Source organism: Pseudarthrobacter sp. NPDC058329, from assembly GCF_042879835.1.
Lineage (GTDB): Bacteria > Actinomycetota > Actinomycetes > Actinomycetales > Micrococcaceae > Arthrobacter.
Genome location: NZ_JBHVZR010000001.1, coordinates 408,990 through 425,221, shown reverse-complemented (window position 1 = coordinate 425,221; position 16,232 = coordinate 408,990). Strand labels below are relative to the sequence as shown.

The following is a 16,232-nucleotide window of genomic DNA, read 5'->3' as shown; positions in this document are numbered from 1 at the left end:
CCAAATCGAGGTTAGGGCAGGCCTTCGCAGGCGATCCTGTCGTTATCGGAATCGAGCAGAGCGAAGTCGCCGTAGTACTGGTAGTAAGTGTTGAACCACTGCTGAGCCTCGTACTGGGTGCGGAAGTCAGTGCAGTCCTTGTCCGCTGGCCGAGTGGGCTGGGAGGGTGGTGCCGGGCTGCTGCAGTTTCCCGAAACGGTGGGGGCAGGCGAGCCCGCCCCCTGCCATTCCTGCAGGCTGACCGGGCGGTTCATGGCCGGGCCCGCGTACCAGATGGTGTTGCTGCCACAGTCCTTGTAGAACTTGTCCCCAGTGATGCGCTGGACGGCCTGCGGAGTCGGGAAACCTTCGTCGCGCCACTCGTTGTAGCCGAGGGGGCGTCCTGCGCCGGTGTTGATAGCTGACATGCGCGCCATTTCAGGGGCCCATGTAGGTTTCATGAAGCCTTCGTTGGCGCGGTCCACGTACGACCGGTAGCCGGAGGAAGCCCACTCGGCGCCGGTGAGCTTGTGGTTCACACCATCCTCGCCTTCGACGAACAGCTCGTTCGAGGTGCCCCACTTGTAGTAGTAGCTGCCCTTGATCCACCCGGCGTTACGCGGGGTGGGGTAGCCGGCGGTCTGCCACTGCGGGAAGGACAAGCGGGTCCACATCCAGTAGTTCTCGCCACCAGGCCAGAACGTGACCGCGTAAACTGTGTCAGCCCAGGGATACTTCACGAAATTTGTGTCTGCCGGCGTAGGAGTCGCGAAGCCGTAAACGTCACGCCACCTCTCATAACTCAGCGGAGCCGGGAGCTGGGACCCGTCGCCCTGGGTCACCAGTTCGAAGATCGTGGAGTCGTACACGATCTTGTAGAGCGGCCAGCCCGGGCCACCAGCAGTTGCTTGTGCTTGCAGCTTCGGGGCTGCCGCCGGACTGGCTGCCTCTGACGGTGCCGCTGCGGCGGGTGACGGTGCTGCTGCGGCCGGGAGTCCGGTCGCAGAGGTTTCTACCTCCGCAGTCGGCTCGCTGGTTTCCGTCGCCGCCGGCGCGGCGCTGCTGGGCGCGGGCACAGCTGTTTCGGTGGGTGAGTTTGTTGCTTCCGTGACCTGCTCGTCGGTTACGGTGGTTGGTGCTGCAATGGCCGGCGCGATGCTTCCAAAGGCGGAAGTTGCGATGACGAGTGCAGCGACGGCGGCAGAAAGCCGCGTCTGAGATGCCCCCATGGAGTTCCTTATAAATAACGCTGTGAGTGAAACAGCGAGTCAAATGATGACTGGATCATAGTCCAGGGGTTAGATGATTACGGGATTGTGTCACAAATTCCACTCCAGCTCCCCGCCAACTTGACAAGCCCAAAGTGCCATGCTTTGCGGAATACAAGGGCGGACCCGGAGCCTCGTGTGAGATTCCGGGTCCGCTCTTGTTTTGCCGCCTGGCACGGGGCGAGAAAGACAGTTTCCTTTTCTGTTAGTTAACCGGTGCCCATTTGTGGCGGCTGGCGCTGATCGGATCACTGCGGCACGTAGACACCGCTAACCGTCCATACTTCCGGCACCGCATTGTTACGGAACGCGGTGAGGTTGACGCCACGCCTTTGTTAGTCGGTCAACTCACCTTGAGAGGCCCGCTACTAGCCACTGCGGCATAAGCCCGCGCCAGGGTGTCCAGAATGGTCGCGCTGGGGCTCTCCTTACCAGCCGCGGTAGTGATCGCTTCTAGCAATGCTGCTTTCGCCGTTGCTGCGAGTTTTTCGATGGTCTTGTTTTCCTCAGCCATGATGGTGAACCTTCCAATTGGGGTTAGGGGTCGCTGCGGGACCGCGGGGTCCACCGTGCGGACCTGTTGTTGTTGCGGATAAACGGCGGAATGTAGGGCAATAGCCGGCGGTGGAGATGAGGGCAGGCTGCTCCGTTCCCGCCAGCCGTCGAGGGGGGGGTCACAGATGCCCTATATAGATCCGATATGCCCCCTGAAGCCCGCCCTCAGCCGCTCACCGCCCCTGCTTGGAAGCTCGGGGGGGATATTTCCGCCAAGCAGAATGGTGCGAGCGCGAGACGTAGCCGGGGGGGGTGGGTGGGCAGGGGTCAGGCAGCCTGACTCTGACGTGTCCGGCACTTGGGAGGCGCCGAACACGTCAAAGTCTGTGTGGTTAGGCGGTGGTGCTGGTCGCCTGTTTGATGAGTGCTGATGCCTTCACGATTTCAACACTTTCGAGCAGCGACAGTCCGGGACGTGCGGCCTGTACTTCCTTGATCTGGTCGAGCGTGGTCTGGAGTTCGGGGCTGAGTGCCATGGTTGGTGGTGCCTTTCTTTTCTGTGGACCGGTAGCCGGGTTGGCGGCCGGGGGCTGTGGGGTGTTGGCTAGCCGCGGATGGAGTAGCCGAGTTGAAGTACGGGGACTTCGCCAGGCTTGCGGATCTCCCGGTATTCGGTGAACGCGTCGCTGGCGTCGAGGTCGAGCCAGTCGCTTACGGTGTCGTAGACGGGAGTGTGGCCGTTCTGGATGGCGTACATCCACCAGTGGAGCTGCTTGATGATCTCGGCTTCAGGTTCTCCGAGGGTGTCAAAGAGTCCTGGCTGGTCTGACCATGCAGCGTCGGTGTCGTACGCTTCGGGGTGCAGCAGTCGGCGGGCTTTGTCGGTTTCCGCGAGGGTGTAGGCAATGTGCGTGTGGTCTTTGATGATTGACGCTTGGGCGTAGGCCCCTACGGCTACTGCTGTTTCGAGGTTCCATATGGCGTCGGGGTGCTTGGTGTCGAGGTCGTGCAGCTTCTCGATTGCGGGTTCAAAGACCTGTTCGCGGATGGCGTTAATGATGTCGTCCGCGTGTTTGTTCGCGGTGTCGATGTAGATGCTGAGTCCGGATTCCTGGATCCTTTGCGCGAGGCCGGGGCGCAGGTTACAGGCGGCGGCGAGAATCAGGTGTTCTGAGGGGTCTTCGCCGCGCATGACGGCTTGGGCTGCGTCTTCGAGGTAGTCCCGCTGGGGTGAGACTGCTTCGATGAGGCTGTGCGCGAAATGTCGAAGCCACACGTCGGCACTAACATTGACGGATCCTGCGCGACCTCAGGGTATATCCATAGAGGAAATCCACCGTGCGAAGGCGCTCTCCAGGTCACCTCAGGACTTGTGGTCGGACGGGCGACAAACTAGTGTATTGACAGCGTCTTCACATGGCACACATCATGAGAAGAAGCGACGGAAGACCCCGAAGCCCTAGACATCTTTGGGGTCTTTCTGTATCGCTCGCCACCACAACGGGGTGCCCCTGATTTGCTTGACTCCTGACTTGTGAGGATTCGTTTCTTGCAGGATGTTCAAATGCCAAAGCCTTTCCCCGCTGAGTTCCGCCGTGACGTGGTCGCGGGTTGCACGGAAGCACGGCGCCCCGGTCTCGCAGATCGCCAAAGACTTCGGGATTTCCGAAGCAACCCTGCACAACTGGCTGAAAAGGCCGACATCGAGGACGGCGCCCGTCCCGGTGTGACGGAAAAGGAAGCCGCGGAACTAAGGGAGAACCTTCGCCGGGCAGCGGCCTTCTTCGCCCGGGAGCTGCCCTCAAAATGAAGTTCCCGCTGGTCCTTGACCTTGCCGCGGACGGAATCCCGTCGCGGTGGCCTGCAGGGTGCTGGGTTTTTCTAAACAGTCCTTCTTCTACGCGTGGAAGGCGGCGCCGGTCACGGAACGCGACCGGTCCGATGCGCTCCTGGTGAAAGCCGCCACCGACGTCCACCGGGACATCACCGAGCATCGGACCGATGAGGCAAGCTTTACCTGTGTGCCATCAAAGACGTCTACTCCAACCGGATAGTGCGGTACTCCATAGATTCCCGAATGAAAGCGTCTCTGGCCGTCTCGGCACTTCACAATGCAATAGCACTCCGTGAGCTGGCCGGAACCGTGGTGCACAGCGGCCGCGGTTCCCAATTCCGCTCCAACGCCTTCGTGCGGACGCTGGCAGGCAACGGGCTCAAAGGATCGATGGGACGGGTCGGCGCGTGCGCCGACAATGCCGCCATGGAGCGTTCTTCTCAATCCTGCAGAAAAACGGTCCGGATCGCCAGCGATGGTCCAGCAGGGCCGATCTTCGCCTGGCCATCGTGACCTGGATCGAGAAAACGTACCACCGAAATCGCCGTCAGCGACGCCCCGGCCGGCTAACCCGGTCGAGTTTGAGACAATCAACCGGCCCCAAAGCCGCCTAACAACACTCAATCCCGAGAGTAAACGAAATCCGGGGCAGTCCCACCCGCTGCGTTCCTAGGCTTTGGGCTTCGGTGTACCGGCGTTTATTCGCCCGCTTGGGTGACATGCTAACTGCTGCTTCCTTAACACAGCGCCGGACTGACCCTTGTGTTGCAGGCTGGTACATGCCTTCTGCTAGGTACCTTCTCGAGGAAGCAACAACTCCCAGGTCCCGCTTCGGGTCCTTTCCTTTTGACGGACATCTTGGCCAAAGACCATCACCCTAGCAACACTGGTCACACCTGTTTCAGCGGTGTTATGGTGAGCGCGTCATTTCACAATACGTCTGTCCGGCCTTTTCCTGGGGAAACGACCGAACAGCTAGCCAGATGAGCGTTAGTAAACGGTCATTGCCTCCGGAGCCAATATGAAGCGGAACCTGTCTCATTCCCGTCGCGAGATCGCCAAGTCCCTAGGGACAACGCTCCTGGCAGCTTCACTGCTAGCAGGTCCGGGACTCGTCCGTCCAGCAAACGCCGTGGAGCCGGTTTCGTTACCAGCGCCATCCACCACGGCAGGCCCAGCGACAACCGAGACAGCTGTATCGCCAGGACAAACTACTGCCCCTGTGCCGTCCGTTGCTGAACGGACAACGGAACCCGAACCGTCGGATTCCTCCATAGCAAACACAGAATCAATGGCTGATGCTATCGGCGTAGGCGGCGCAGAGATGGGGCAGCGTTCTGCTCGTGTCACCGCATCTGCGCCCTCCGAGTCATTTAGGCGCCTGAGTACGGAACCACTGTCCACTGAGGGCACCTGGATGCCCACCTTCGGCGTCCAAGGTCTGGACGTGAGCGGCCACCAGCCAAGCGTGGACTGGCAACAGCAATGGAACATGGGTGCTCGGTTCGCCTACGTCAAGGCAACCGAGGGGAACTACTACACAAATCCGTCATACAGCTCCCAGTACCGGGGATCACGGAATGTCGGAATGATCCGGGGGGCATATCACTTTGCCATTCCAAATTGGTCTTCTGGAGCGGACCAAGCGCGGTACTTTGTACAGAATGGCGGGGGCTGGTCGCCAGACGGTTACACCATGCCACCGGTACTGGACTTCGAGTTCAACCCTTATGAAGGTCGAACCATCAACGGCTTCTACTTTGGCAACACCTGCTACGGCATGTCCCCTGCACAGCTTCAATCCTGGGTTCGGGATTTCGGCAACGCACTCCGCTCGATGACCGGAAGGCTTCCAGTCATTTACACCAACACGAACTGGTGGAATCAATGCCTAGGCAACCCCTCCGGGTTTGGTGACTACCCCCTCTGGGTCGCTGCTTATCCAAACTCCCCCACCAACAACGCTGGTCCAGTCCCCACGGGCAGTTGGGGCACTTACAGCATTTGGCAATACAGCAGCACGGGACCGTTCGCTGGTGACTCCAATGTCTGGAATGGCGACTACCAGTCCCTGCAGCGCTTCGCAAACAACAGGGACGGCGTTAATTCGACCATCGTGAAGGGAACGAACAGCAGCACGATATACCTCGTCAGCGGGACCACTAAGTATGCGATCCCCGATTGGACGACGTACCAGCTTTATTCAGCCGTGAGCCCCATTTACGACGTGAGCCAGACGTATCTGGACAGTTTGGCCAACGGCAATTCTGTTGGTCGTTTTGCTCGTAACACTGACGGCACTATTTACTTCTTGGACTCTGGGAAGAAACACCACGTTCCGAGTTGCGGCGTCATGAATGATTTCGGCGGTGGTAACTGCTCCGGATGGGTCCCTCTGGCTGAGAACCAAGTCAACCTATTTACGAGCGGAGACAGTCTTGCGAATGCCACTGTCTCTCCTTCCGGAAGGCTTTTCTATGTTAGCGCAGGAAACAAACGAGAATTTTTCGACCCCCAATCCCTGACTTCGGCGGGTCTTCCTACTGCAACCGCCCGATTGTCTGATGCGGCAGTTAGCTCTTTCCCCCTTTCTACTGTGGCTCCGATCGTCAGGCCTGACGTCATCGTGGTCGACCGGATCAGCCGCCAACCCTATATTTTCAGTGCAGGACGGCTTGTCGCTGTGCCAGAATCTGTCAACCGGGACAATAAGTGGGCAAATGCTCTCGCCGTCGCCGCTCTGGAGCCACAGTCCATCGCCAAGCTGGAACAAGGGCAGGCTTTTAACGGCTTTGCAGCGAACGAAACAGCCAGCATTGGATATGTCATAGGCTCACACGAGAAGTTCCCTATGACTGATTCATCACTCTGGCCAGGAACAGTAACTTTTTCTACCAAGTTGCTGAACATGATCACGACGGGACCGAGTATAAGTAATCCTGCATTCGCCAAAACGCCTTCGTCTCCTGTTGTTTTTAGGGTCGATAAGAAGACGCTCCGGGAGATTCCTGACCTGTCGACCCTTAGTCAACTGGGTTCGGGCAGCGTTCCGTACATATACTCCCTGGCGCCACTGACACTGGACTCGATGAACAAGGGCCCCGCGCTTCTCCCACTAGGCAAGTTGGTGGTAGGGGAAACGAGCCCCGTGGTGTTCTTAGTTGACGGCGCAGACAAACTGTTGCAGCTTGAAGACTTCCGCATAGCAAAGAGCCTGGGCGTCAATGGATACTCGCGCATTTCCCAGTCGTCTTTGGCTCCCTACACGTCGTCGGGGACGGTTCAGCCTGTTGTACGCTGCGGCTCGGTTACCTACCTTGGTTACAACGGCTCCCTATGGAAACTTCCAGCCACTACACCAACGGCACAACTGCTAAGCCGGACTCTTGCGGCCTCAACATGCAGTGCCTTGCCTCCAACAGTCGGAACACTGAATTCCACAGTATTCGTGAAGGCTTTGGACTCCCCGACCGTTTACGTCCTGGCTGACGGCAAGAAAAGGCCTGTAACTTCTTGGAGTCGTTTGGTGGAATTGAACGGTGGTGGGAGCTCACCCGTAATGGCCGAGTACAGCCGCACCGCACTTGATCCTGTTCCTACCGGAACTCCTGCTTGACGGATGCAAACGCAGGAATAAAAAGGCGGGTGGTCGGAATTTCCGACCACCCGCCTTTTCTTTGGATTTAGCGTCCTTCCTGGTCCAACAGCTCCAGCAGGTACCTGCCGTATCCGCTCTTGACCAAAGGTTCCGCACGTTTCAACAAATCGGAGTCGCTAAGGAACCCCAGACGCCAAGAGATCTCCTCTGGACAGCCTATAGACAAACCCTGCCGCTTCTGCACTGTGTGAATGAATTCCGAAGCTTCGTTTAGGGAGTCAAAAGTTCCCGTGTCTAGCCATGCCGTACCGCGCGGCAGGATCTCCACCTGAAGCTTTCCGCGCTCCAGGTAGACCCGGTTGACGTCTGTGATCTCTAGCTCCCCACGGGGCGAAGGCTTGAGATCCTTGGCAATCTGCACAACGTCATTGTCATAAAAGTAGAGGCCCGGAACGGCGTAATGGCTCTTGGGCTTAGCGGGCTTTTCCTCAAGAGAGATAGCCTTGCCCTCGCCATCGAACTCCACCACGCCATATGCCGAAGGGTCAGCAACCCAGTAGCCGAAAACCGCGCCGCCGTCGATATCCGCGTACCGCCGCAGCTGAGTGCCCATGCCCCGTCCGTAGAAGATGTTGTCTCCCAATACGAGCGCTACTGGACCGTCACCGATGTGCTCCGCACCTATGATGAAAGCCTGCGCCAGCCCGTCAGGTGAAGGCTGCTGCGCGTATGTGATGTTCACACCGAACTGGGAGCCGTCCCCAAGCAACCGTTCGAACTGGTCCGCGTCGTGTGGCGTGGTGATAATCAAGATGTCCCTGATTCCGGCAAGAATAAGGGTGGACAGCGGATAGTAGATCATCGGCTTGTCGTAGACCGGCACCAGCTGTTTGCTGATGCCCAACGTGATGGGATGGAGCCTGGAGCCGGTACCACCGGCAAGGATAATTCCGCGCATGCTACCCATCTTTCCCTCTGGCTCGAAGTCCAACCAAATCCGGTAACCTATGGAACTATGCAGCGACTTCTTGTAACAGGCGGGGCCGGGTTCATCGGCTCCAATTTCGTCCATTATGTATTGGCCCACACTGCCCACTACGTCACCGTATTGGACAAGCTCACATACGCTGGCAACCTTGAGTCTCTGCGGGGGCTGCCTGAGGAGCGCTTCACCTTTGTCGAGGGCGACATTACCGACGCCGCCTTGGTAGAGCGGCTGGTGGCCGGCACAGACGTTGTGGTGCACTACGCGGCGGAGTCCCACAACGACAACTCCCTCCACGACCCTCGCCCGTTCCTCGACACCAACATCATTGGCACCTACACGCTGGTTGAGGCCGCACGGAAGCACAACAAGCGCTTCCACCACATTTCCACCGATGAAGTGTACGGCGACCTCGAACTCGATGACCCTGAACGGTTCACCGAACAGACCCCGTACAACCCCTCAAGCCCCTACTCCTCGACCAAGGCCGGCTCGGACCTCCTGGTTCGCGCCTGGGTACGGTCCTTCGGCCTTCAGGCAACCATTAGCAACTGCTCGAACAACTACGGGCCGTACCAGCACGTGGAGAAGTTCATCCCCCGCCAGATCACTAATGTCATCGATGGGATCCGGCCAAAGCTTTACGGCAAAGGCGAGAACGTCAGGGACTGGATCCACGCCAACGACCATTCTTCTGCCGTCCTGGCCATCATCGCTAAGGGCACAATAGGCGAAACGTACCTCATCGGGGCCGACGGTGAAAAGAACAACAAAGACGTCGTTGAACAGATCCTCAAGCACATGGGCCAGGCACCGGATGCCTACGACCACGTTATAGACCGGCCCGGTCACGATCTGCGCTATGCCATCGACTCCACTAAACTCCGTGAAGAACTCGGGTGGGAACCACAGTTCTCCAACTTTGACGAAGGCATCGAGGACACCATCGCTTGGTACCGGGAAAACGAAGACTGGTGGCGGCCCCAGAAGGCTGCCACTGAGGCCAAGTACAAGGAACAGGGCCAATAAGAGTGGAGTTTCAAAAAAAACTCGTAGGCGAGGCGACGTCCATACCGGGCGTCGTTGTCTACGATGTTCCAGTCTTCGGCGACAACCGTGGTTGGTTCAAAGAAAACTGGCAGCGGGAAAAAATGCTTGCGGTTGGCCTTCCTGATTTCTGCCCGGTACAGAACAACATTTCCTTCAATGACAAACTGGGCACCACTCGCGGGATACACGCGGAACCCTGGGACAAGTATGTTTCCGTGGCTACAGGCCGCATTTTCGGAGCGTGGGTCGACCTTCGCGAAGGTCCATCCTTTGGAGCAGTTTTCACGGCTGAACTCGATGCCAGCAAGGCCATATTCATTCCCCGGGGCGTAGCGAACTCATATCAGACGTTGGAAGACAACACCTCATATGTGTATCTCGTCAACGATCACTGGTCACCCGATGCGGAGTACACCTTTCTCAACTTGGCCGACGAGACTGCAAACATTCCATGGCCTATTCCCCTCGTGGAGGCAGAGGTATCGGAAAAGGACTTGGGGCACCCGCGCTTGCCAGACGTCACGCCGATGGCACCGCGTAAAACGCTGGTCCTCGGGGCAGACGGGCAACTAGGGCGAGCACTACGCAGAGCGTATGACGGCGATAACTCTGTTGAATTTGCCAGCCGAGATGAGTTTGACCTGCTGGATCCCCGGTCCTACTCGGACCGCCACTGGGGCAACTATAGGACCATAATCAATGCCGCAGCCTATACAGCGGTGGACAGAGCGGAATCCCAACCTGGGCGTCAAGCCGCGTGGGCTATTAACTCAACAGCGGTTGGCCGCCTAGCACGGGTGGCAGCACAACACCATCTCACTCTGGTGCACATTTCCACCGATTATGTCTTTGATGGCCTGAACACCGAGCACAGCGAGGAAGAACCAGTGTCTCCTTTGGGCGTGTATGGACAAAGTAAGGCAGCCGGCGACGCCGTCGTGAGCACAGTGCCCAGACACTACATAGTCCGGACCAGTTGGGTTATCGGAGACGGCAATAACTTTGTTCGAACCATGGCGTCCCTTGCGGGGCGTGGCGTGCGCCCCGCCGTCGTGGACGACCAAGTGGGCCGGCTGTCATTCGCCGCTGACATCGCCGAGGGCATCAGACACCTACTGGCGACCGATGCCGCTTTTGGAATTTATAACTTGAGCAATGAAGGATCCCCGCAGTCGTGGGCCGAGATTGCGGCTGATGTCTTTGAACTAAGTGGTGCGGATCGGTCAGTCGTATCTGGTGTCTCCACTGCCGAATACTTTAAGGACAAGGCTGCAGCTCCACGGCCGCTAAATAGTGTCCTTGCCTTAGGGAAAATTAAGGCAACAGGTTTTCAGCCCCGGGACTCCAAGTCCGCATTAATGGAATACCTGAGCGCAAGCGAGGCCACCGTTTAACGTGAGGTCATGCCGGTTGCCCTGCCCGAGCAGGGCAACCGGCATTTCCCTTTGCCTACTGAGTTTGCCTCAGGCCACTGCTCGATGTCTGCCGTATGGCCCTCGCTCGGTGGAAGACGGCCGGGGCGACGACGTACAAGATCAGCGGCTGCCCACAGAAACATCCCGCCCAGCCTGGGGCCTCGAAGACACTGCCTAGGATTCAACCGGGCGGCGTGATGGCCTCCGATACGGTTTTTTCCCAGCATTTCTTGGGCCATCGAGTTTTTCCCAGCATTTCTTGGGCCATCGAGTTTCAGCAGAAATCCATCGGCGTGCGCTAATCAGTTCACCACGAGACTCGCAGCTCGGCATGGCAGGCGTCCCAGGCCATGGGCGTTCTCGTCTGAGCCGCGCTGCCAGGGACTCGCCGGGTGCAGATGGGCCGGGAGCGGGCTCAACGCTTCGACCAAATTCTCAGCACAACGGTCCCCCTGCCGAGTGCACGAGGATGACGAAGCGCGTGGTCCGTTCTACCAGTGTGGCGATGGCCAAGCGGCCGATTTTCCGATGATTAACTCCCCTTCCCAATGACCTGGTAGTAATCCGCCGGTCACTTCTGTGGGCCTGTTCGGGATCATGACCGTGTCCGGGAAGCGCTGGTCTGGCCCTCCTTCCGACGCCGCGGCCGGACCGGTCCGTCAGCTGCGCAGCGAGACGGCCGGGTCCAGGGCCAGTTCCAGGCCTTCGCGCCCATACATGGCAAAAAACTCTCAGGCACGACGTGTATGTCGAAACCGGTTGCTAATCTCGCGGGGTGCTCAAGCTTTGCTTCGGATGTTCGCACACGAACTCTCTCAGCTCCGGTTTTCGGCGATCTTCCCGGTCCGCTGCCGGGACCGTCTGCGCTCGGCACTGCGCTGAGCCGTCAGCGGAAGGCCGTTACCAGAGGGTCCGTGAATGTTCCGGGGAATCCCCTGTTCACCGGGCATGCAGGAGGTCCGATCGTGATCCGCTCTGGCTCTGAGAAAACCGATCGGAGGTCACGACCGGCTTATAATGCGAGATGGGAGCATACTTCTTGTCTCCGGACTTCAGACCAACCGCTTGGCCGTGCCATCAACGAGTGCCCGAACTACAGCTGATTCCCACGATCCGGCACGCTTTGGAATTGCCCATTTCCTGTTTCATCAGCTGATCATAGTGAGCCCGTGCAGCGTTCTTTAGAGGGGCGCCCCGGAACTTCTTGCTCTTTTCATCTCTCCCAATTGCAACTCCTAAAAGCTCAGGTGTTGCAACGACAACTGGACGACAAGCCGTCACAATGGCTCTCTTTTGGACCGTCACCGACACTCAGCAGGAACTCAGAGGGGAAAGATCAGGCAAAGTAGAGTTCAAACAATCCATCCCACTAGCAAGGAGCCCACGCCAATCTGCCACCTAACTTACTTCGGTGCCTAGCAACATCGTAGTTCCGCACAGCGGGTTGGTTACGCCGGACAACCGCGGCCAGTGCTGCCCGCGAGGCGACGCGACTTTTCTAGATAACCTCTGGAGCGGACTCAACCTGCGAGATCCCACAGGGTGATTGTGGCAAGTTTACCGTCTGCACTGTAGTCGACCTCAGATACGCGCGTGCCCTGGACTTGGTTCTGCCATCCCGCCGAACAGGAGGAATCAGTAATCACGTACTTTATACCAGCGTTTTTGGCATGAGAGTGAGCAAAAGCACCGGCGAGACGCTGCTTCAAAATCTCGCGCAGGTGCGGTTCATCATTTGGCCATGCCAGACCAAGATTATAAAAAGCGGTCGGTAGCCCGGTTGTAGTCTTGAGCTGGAAAGGATTAATACAGGGATCTCCTAAGAGCAATTCTGATGCTTGCCCCTCATGATTTATCTGTATCCGCAGGGGAGACTCATCTTCCGTAAGTGGAACGACCGCTGCTTGTATCGCGGTTCCCCGTAAATCGTCGAATCGCTCCGTGCCCTGACTATTGACATAACCTGAGAATTTCGAGTAATCAGCGAAACTGACTACCAAGCCGCCGAGAAGGGCAAAACAGACGGCCCCTACAATAACGGCTTGCGACCTGCTCGATACTCGGACAGCATCGGCGGAGGGAAGGAGACGCGAGCGTGGCATCTCTCCCTGCAGTCGTAATTGTTCCCTCTTGACGTTCCAAAACTTGACCCCAACCTGGCAGAGAATCGGTACAGCTGCTGCTGTGACGATAGTGAAGCTGTCTATCCAGAACCGATAGGGCTCCTGGTTGGCACCCCAGATGTCATTACTAGCAACCAGGGCCCAGGCAGTGCTGGCGCCTATGGCGAAGGCCAGCCAGGCCTTATTTCTATAGGCGATACCCCCGTACAAAATCAGGGCGAGCATTAGAAGTGGAACCAAGGCAGCTAGGAGCCCAATCCCGAAGGGCACCCCCAAGGCAGTCGACGAGGCTTCTCGGTATGTAAGGAAGTCATCCTTGTCGGCCAAACCAAGCAACGTCCCGACGATGGTGGGAGAAGCAGCCATCGCCGCTGTCACGCCTGCTGCGATAACTGGCTTTTTATGCTTTATAAGAATTAGGGAGAAGCCGGGCAGTGCTGCAGCAAGTCCGGCAACCAGGGTCACTAGGGGGCCAAGCGTTGAGGCAACCGTCTGCCCACCCAGGATTACCGCAACGAGCAAACCGAGGCTCACGATAATGTGCCGCAAGTTTCCGTACTTCATGACGCCAAAAGCACCAGCACCATATATGGCCAGGTAAACAGCAGTGAGAAACGAGTACGTTTGCACATTGGCTAATGCGCCGATCGCGGCGGCAGCAATGATGACGACAACAAACGCTTTGCGATCCATCTTGGTACGGCAGTCACCCCTGGGAAAGGTGACGCCAATAAGCAGACAGATAGCTGTGACGGCCACTGAGAGAGCGGCAGATTCCCCGTTAAGGGTGAAAAAAACACCGAACGCCCCCCAGAGCACTGCGTGGTTGTCCAGCGCGTGGTACCAGTTTCCCGTAAAGGCAACGGCGAAAGTTCCAATGATACTTGGCAGGAAGCCGAGCATGCCCATAAGCGGGCGCCCGGTCAGCCGGATCAAGAGCCAACTAATGGCAGCAACCATGACGAGTTGAAATGCCAACCCCGTTAATTGCCAAGTGGCTATCAAGTCCGAATGAAGTAGACGCGAAAGCAAGCCCAGAAACACGTAATAAAGTCGGGGATAGTGATTAATCCCAGTTTCCGTGAAGGGCTCGACTGCCGCCATATTTCCATCTCGTACGTTTACCGCTATGGCGAGGTAGGAATATTGGTCGTATGGAAAATAATTGCGGAAGTTCCGCCAACTGAAGCCGTCGCTAGACGTCAAAGGGCGGACCTGAAGTAACCAGTACGTGACTAAGGCCACCATGGTGGCCGCGACTGATACCCCGCGCTGCCCTTTTTGTCGTTGGACCGTGGCAGCCATCGGCTGTGTCATTTGCTGGTTAACCCCAATACGCATTGATGTGTTGTAACGACCTGGTATATCGGCGGTCGGTGGTTTACAAGTCCACGAACAGGTTACGGCCAGTGCGTCACCCTAGGTGGTCGCCAAGCGGTAAACTCTATACACATGGACAACCCAGTGACAGGCTTGACGGCCAGCACCCATCGTATCTCCGTCGTCGTACCCGTCTACCAAGGGGAAATGACGCTGCCGGGCGTCGTGGCCGAGCTGATGGAGCTGTCGGAACTCCAGAGTTCGCCCTCTGGGCATCGATTCGTCGTCTCGGAAGTTCTTCTTGTTTTTGACCACGGTCCCGACCGGTCTGCTGAAGTGATCAGAGAACTAGCAGCCCGCTACGACAATGTTCGTGGGGTTTGGCTTAGTCGGAACTTCGGTCAGCACCCTGCGACGCTCGCTGGTATGGCCTCCGCTGGGGGAGACTGGGTCGTCACTATGGATGAAGACGGTCAACATGACCCCTCCGCGATTGGGAACATGCTGGACACGGCCATGGCTCAGCAATCAACGCTGGTTTACGCGCTGCCCAGCAACAGGCCACCACATGGATTCCTTCGAAACGCGGCTTCGAAAGGTGCGAAGAAGGTGGTGGCTACGTTACTGTCCAGCAACGACGCGCCTAATTATCAAAGCTTCCGCCTCGTCACTGGCGAGGTAGCTCGTTCTGTCGCGGCCTACGCCGGAAATGCGGTATATCTCGATGTGGCCCTCGGTTGGATTGCATCCAATGTTGCGACCTGTCCCGTGGCTTTGCGTGAGGAAGGCGACCGTGTTTCTGGTTACCGGTTACGGACGCTACTTTCACATTTCTGGCGGATGGTCATATCAAGTGGGACGCGCGGGCTCCGCCTAGTCAGCCTGATTGGTGCAATTTTCGCTTTTCTCGGCGTTTGCCTCGCTGTTTATCTTCTGATTGCCCATCTCACGGGGCACGGGGCGGGACAACAAGGCTGGACATCGACAATGATCGTCAGCCTCATCAGCTCAGGAGCCATCCTTTTCTCGCTCGGCATCATTGCGGAGTATGTCGGGGTCAATGTCAACATGGCGATGGGCAAGCCAGCGTATCTAATCGTCAGCGACCCGGCAGTCGGTCCCCTGGGAAAGTTGAGCAACGACCAATCTTCCGCCCCGCAAGGGACAGCATCTTCCTCGGGGGGAACCACCTAGATGCCGGATCCTGTGTGGGTTGTCGGGGCAGGTGGCCTTTTGGGTCGAGGCCTCGTCTCAGAGCTCAGGTGGAGAGGTCATCAGGTACTGACCTCTTCGATACCCTGGGAGGACGCTGACGCAGCCAAGGATGCCTTGGCAATGGGTGCCAAGGAGCTTGCGGAAAAGTCCGAAGGTAAGCCTTGGCTTGTCGCATGGTGCGCCGGCGCGGGCGTTACAGGTACTTCGCAAGCGGAGCTGGATTCCGAGCTCGACGTTTTCAAATCGGCGCTCTCATCCATTTCAGATGTCTTGTGCGTGGATGGGGTCAGCGTGGGACGTCTTTTTCTTGCTTCATCCGCTGGCGGTGTATACGCGGGTGCACCCAATCCCCCTTACTCGGAAAAGAGTGAGCCTCAACCATTGGCTCCTTATGGTTTTGCCAAGCTGGCGGCCGAGCGCGCGGCCGCGGAATTTGCGACACATTCCGGGACGCGCCTGCTGGTAGGACGAGTCGCCAATTTGTATGGCCCTGGACAAAATCTCGATAAGCCCCAAGGCCTGATATCCGTGTTCGCCAAGGCCTACTTGACTGGTCAACCCGTAACTGTCTACGTCTCCTTGGACACGCTGCGTGACTATATCTTCATCGACGACGCTGCAGGTTTGGTCGTAGATTGCCTTGACCGGCTAGCACAATCTGACGTCAGACCAGGGGAAACCGTAACGAAGATCATCGCGTCACAGCGCGCAGACACCATCGGGGCTCTCATCGGCGCATGCAAGACGGTCTTCAAGCGAAGGCCCAGAGTAGTGCTAGGGGCATCACCCTATGCGAAAGCACAGGCGCACGATCTGCGGCTCCGTTCTGTTGTTTGGCCGGAACTGGATTACCGCCCCTTCACTCCCCTGCCCGTCGGAATCGACGCGACCGTTCGAGACATGCAGAATCTCAGAAGTCGCTCGGGCAAGCTGTGAACTGCAACATAAGT

General features: G+C 57.8%; 11 protein-coding genes and 1 pseudogene. 6 read left to right on the top strand and 6 right to left on the bottom strand.

Going from position 1 to position 16,232, the window contains the following annotated elements; translation table 11 throughout:
• Window positions 1-11 precede the first annotated feature (11 nt).
• From ACFVYC_RS01985 to ACFVYC_RS01970, 4 genes are all read right to left on the bottom strand, one after another.
• Window positions 12-1,208 carry an excalibur calcium-binding domain-containing protein gene (locus ACFVYC_RS01985; protein WP_387545976.1) on the bottom strand — a complete coding sequence of 399 codons (1,197 nt, stop codon included), beginning with the start codon at window positions 1,206-1,208 and terminating at the stop codon, window positions 12-14.
• A 382-nt stretch (window positions 1,209-1,590) separates the two neighbouring features.
• On the bottom strand, window positions 1,591-1,761 hold the full coding sequence (locus tag ACFVYC_RS01980) for a hypothetical protein (RefSeq protein WP_387545974.1): 171 nt from the start codon (window positions 1,759-1,761) through the stop codon (window positions 1,591-1,593).
• Between the two features lie 373 nt (window positions 1,762-2,134).
• Window positions 2,135-2,278 (bottom strand): hypothetical protein, encoded by a 144-nt coding sequence (locus ACFVYC_RS01975; RefSeq protein ID WP_387545968.1) that lies wholly within the window; start codon window positions 2,276-2,278, stop codon window positions 2,135-2,137.
• 68 nt (window positions 2,279-2,346) lie between these two features.
• Window positions 2,347-3,018 (bottom strand): hypothetical protein, encoded by a 672-nt coding sequence (locus ACFVYC_RS01970; protein WP_387545967.1) that lies wholly within the window; start codon window positions 3,016-3,018, stop codon window positions 2,347-2,349.
• Between the two features lie 288 nt (window positions 3,019-3,306).
• Here ACFVYC_RS01970 and ACFVYC_RS01965 point away from each other — a divergent pair.
• Window positions 3,307-4,249: pseudogene (locus tag ACFVYC_RS01965) on the top strand (IS3 family transposase).
• A gap of 744 nt (window positions 4,250-4,993) precedes the next feature.
• On the top strand, window positions 4,994-7,192 hold the full coding sequence (locus tag ACFVYC_RS01960; RefSeq protein WP_387547092.1) for a lysozyme: 2,199 nt from the start codon (window positions 4,994-4,996) through the stop codon (window positions 7,190-7,192).
• A gap of 67 nt (window positions 7,193-7,259) precedes the next feature.
• On the opposite strand, the gene rfbA is transcribed toward ACFVYC_RS01960, so the two are convergent.
• Window positions 7,260-8,132, bottom strand: coding sequence for a glucose-1-phosphate thymidylyltransferase RfbA (rfbA, locus tag ACFVYC_RS01955; RefSeq protein ID WP_387545966.1), 873 nt, complete (start codon window positions 8,130-8,132; stop codon window positions 7,260-7,262).
• A gap of 57 nt (window positions 8,133-8,189) precedes the next feature.
• On the opposite strand from rfbA, the gene rfbB reads away from it, so the two are divergent.
• Window positions 8,190-9,188 (top strand): dTDP-glucose 4,6-dehydratase, encoded by a 999-nt coding sequence (gene rfbB, locus ACFVYC_RS01950; protein WP_387545964.1) that lies wholly within the window; start codon window positions 8,190-8,192, stop codon window positions 9,186-9,188.
• Window positions 9,185-10,603 (top strand): sugar nucleotide-binding protein, encoded by a 1,419-nt coding sequence (locus tag ACFVYC_RS01945; protein WP_387547089.1) that lies wholly within the window; start codon window positions 9,185-9,187, stop codon window positions 10,601-10,603. Before rfbB ends, ACFVYC_RS01945 begins: the two co-directional genes overlap by 4 nt.
• A 1,541-nt stretch (window positions 10,604-12,144) precedes the next feature.
• On the opposite strand, the gene ACFVYC_RS01940 is transcribed toward ACFVYC_RS01945, so the two are convergent.
• A complete protein-coding gene (locus tag ACFVYC_RS01940; RefSeq protein WP_387545962.1) occupies window positions 12,145-14,088 on the bottom strand; it encodes a hypothetical protein in 1,944 nt (647 codons plus the stop codon).
• A 111-nt stretch (window positions 14,089-14,199) separates the two neighbouring features.
• Here ACFVYC_RS01940 and ACFVYC_RS01935 point away from each other — a divergent pair, with 111 nt between their 5' ends.
• The gene (locus ACFVYC_RS01935) at window positions 14,200-15,261 is read left to right on the top strand and encodes a glycosyltransferase family 2 protein (protein ID WP_387545960.1); all 1,062 of its coding nucleotides are present in this window, start codon (window positions 14,200-14,202) and stop codon (window positions 15,259-15,261) included.
• Window positions 15,262-16,218 carry an NAD-dependent epimerase/dehydratase family protein gene (locus ACFVYC_RS01930; RefSeq protein ID WP_387545958.1) on the top strand — a complete coding sequence of 319 codons (957 nt, stop codon included), beginning with the start codon at window positions 15,262-15,264 and terminating at the stop codon, window positions 16,216-16,218.
• Window positions 16,219-16,232 lie beyond the last annotated feature (14 nt).

Coding starts and splice junctions, on each gene's coding strand:
- ACFVYC_RS01985 (WP_387545976.1), bottom strand. CDS start 1,208: ATGGGGGCATCTCAGACGCGGCTTTCTGCCGCCGTCGCTGCACTCGTC.
- ACFVYC_RS01980 (WP_387545974.1), bottom strand. CDS start 1,761: ATGGCTGAGGAAAACAAGACCATCGAAAAACTCGCAGCAACGGCGAAA.
- ACFVYC_RS01975 (WP_387545968.1), bottom strand. CDS start 2,278: ATGGCACTCAGCCCCGAACTCCAGACCACGCTCGACCAGATCAAGGAA.
- ACFVYC_RS01960 (WP_387547092.1), top strand. CDS start 4,994: ATGCCCACCTTCGGCGTCCAAGGTCTGGACGTGAGCGGCCACCAGCCA.
- rfbA (WP_387545966.1), bottom strand. CDS start 8,132: ATGCGCGGAATTATCCTTGCCGGTGGTACCGGCTCCAGGCTCCATCCC.
- rfbB (WP_387545964.1), top strand. CDS start 8,190: ATGCAGCGACTTCTTGTAACAGGCGGGGCCGGGTTCATCGGCTCCAAT.
- ACFVYC_RS01940 (WP_387545962.1), bottom strand. CDS start 14,088: ATGCGTATTGGGGTTAACCAGCAAATGACACAGCCGATGGCTGCCACG.
- ACFVYC_RS01935 (WP_387545960.1), top strand. CDS start 14,200: ATGGACAACCCAGTGACAGGCTTGACGGCCAGCACCCATCGTATCTCC.
- ACFVYC_RS01930 (WP_387545958.1), top strand. CDS start 15,262: ATGCCGGATCCTGTGTGGGTTGTCGGGGCAGGTGGCCTTTTGGGTCGA.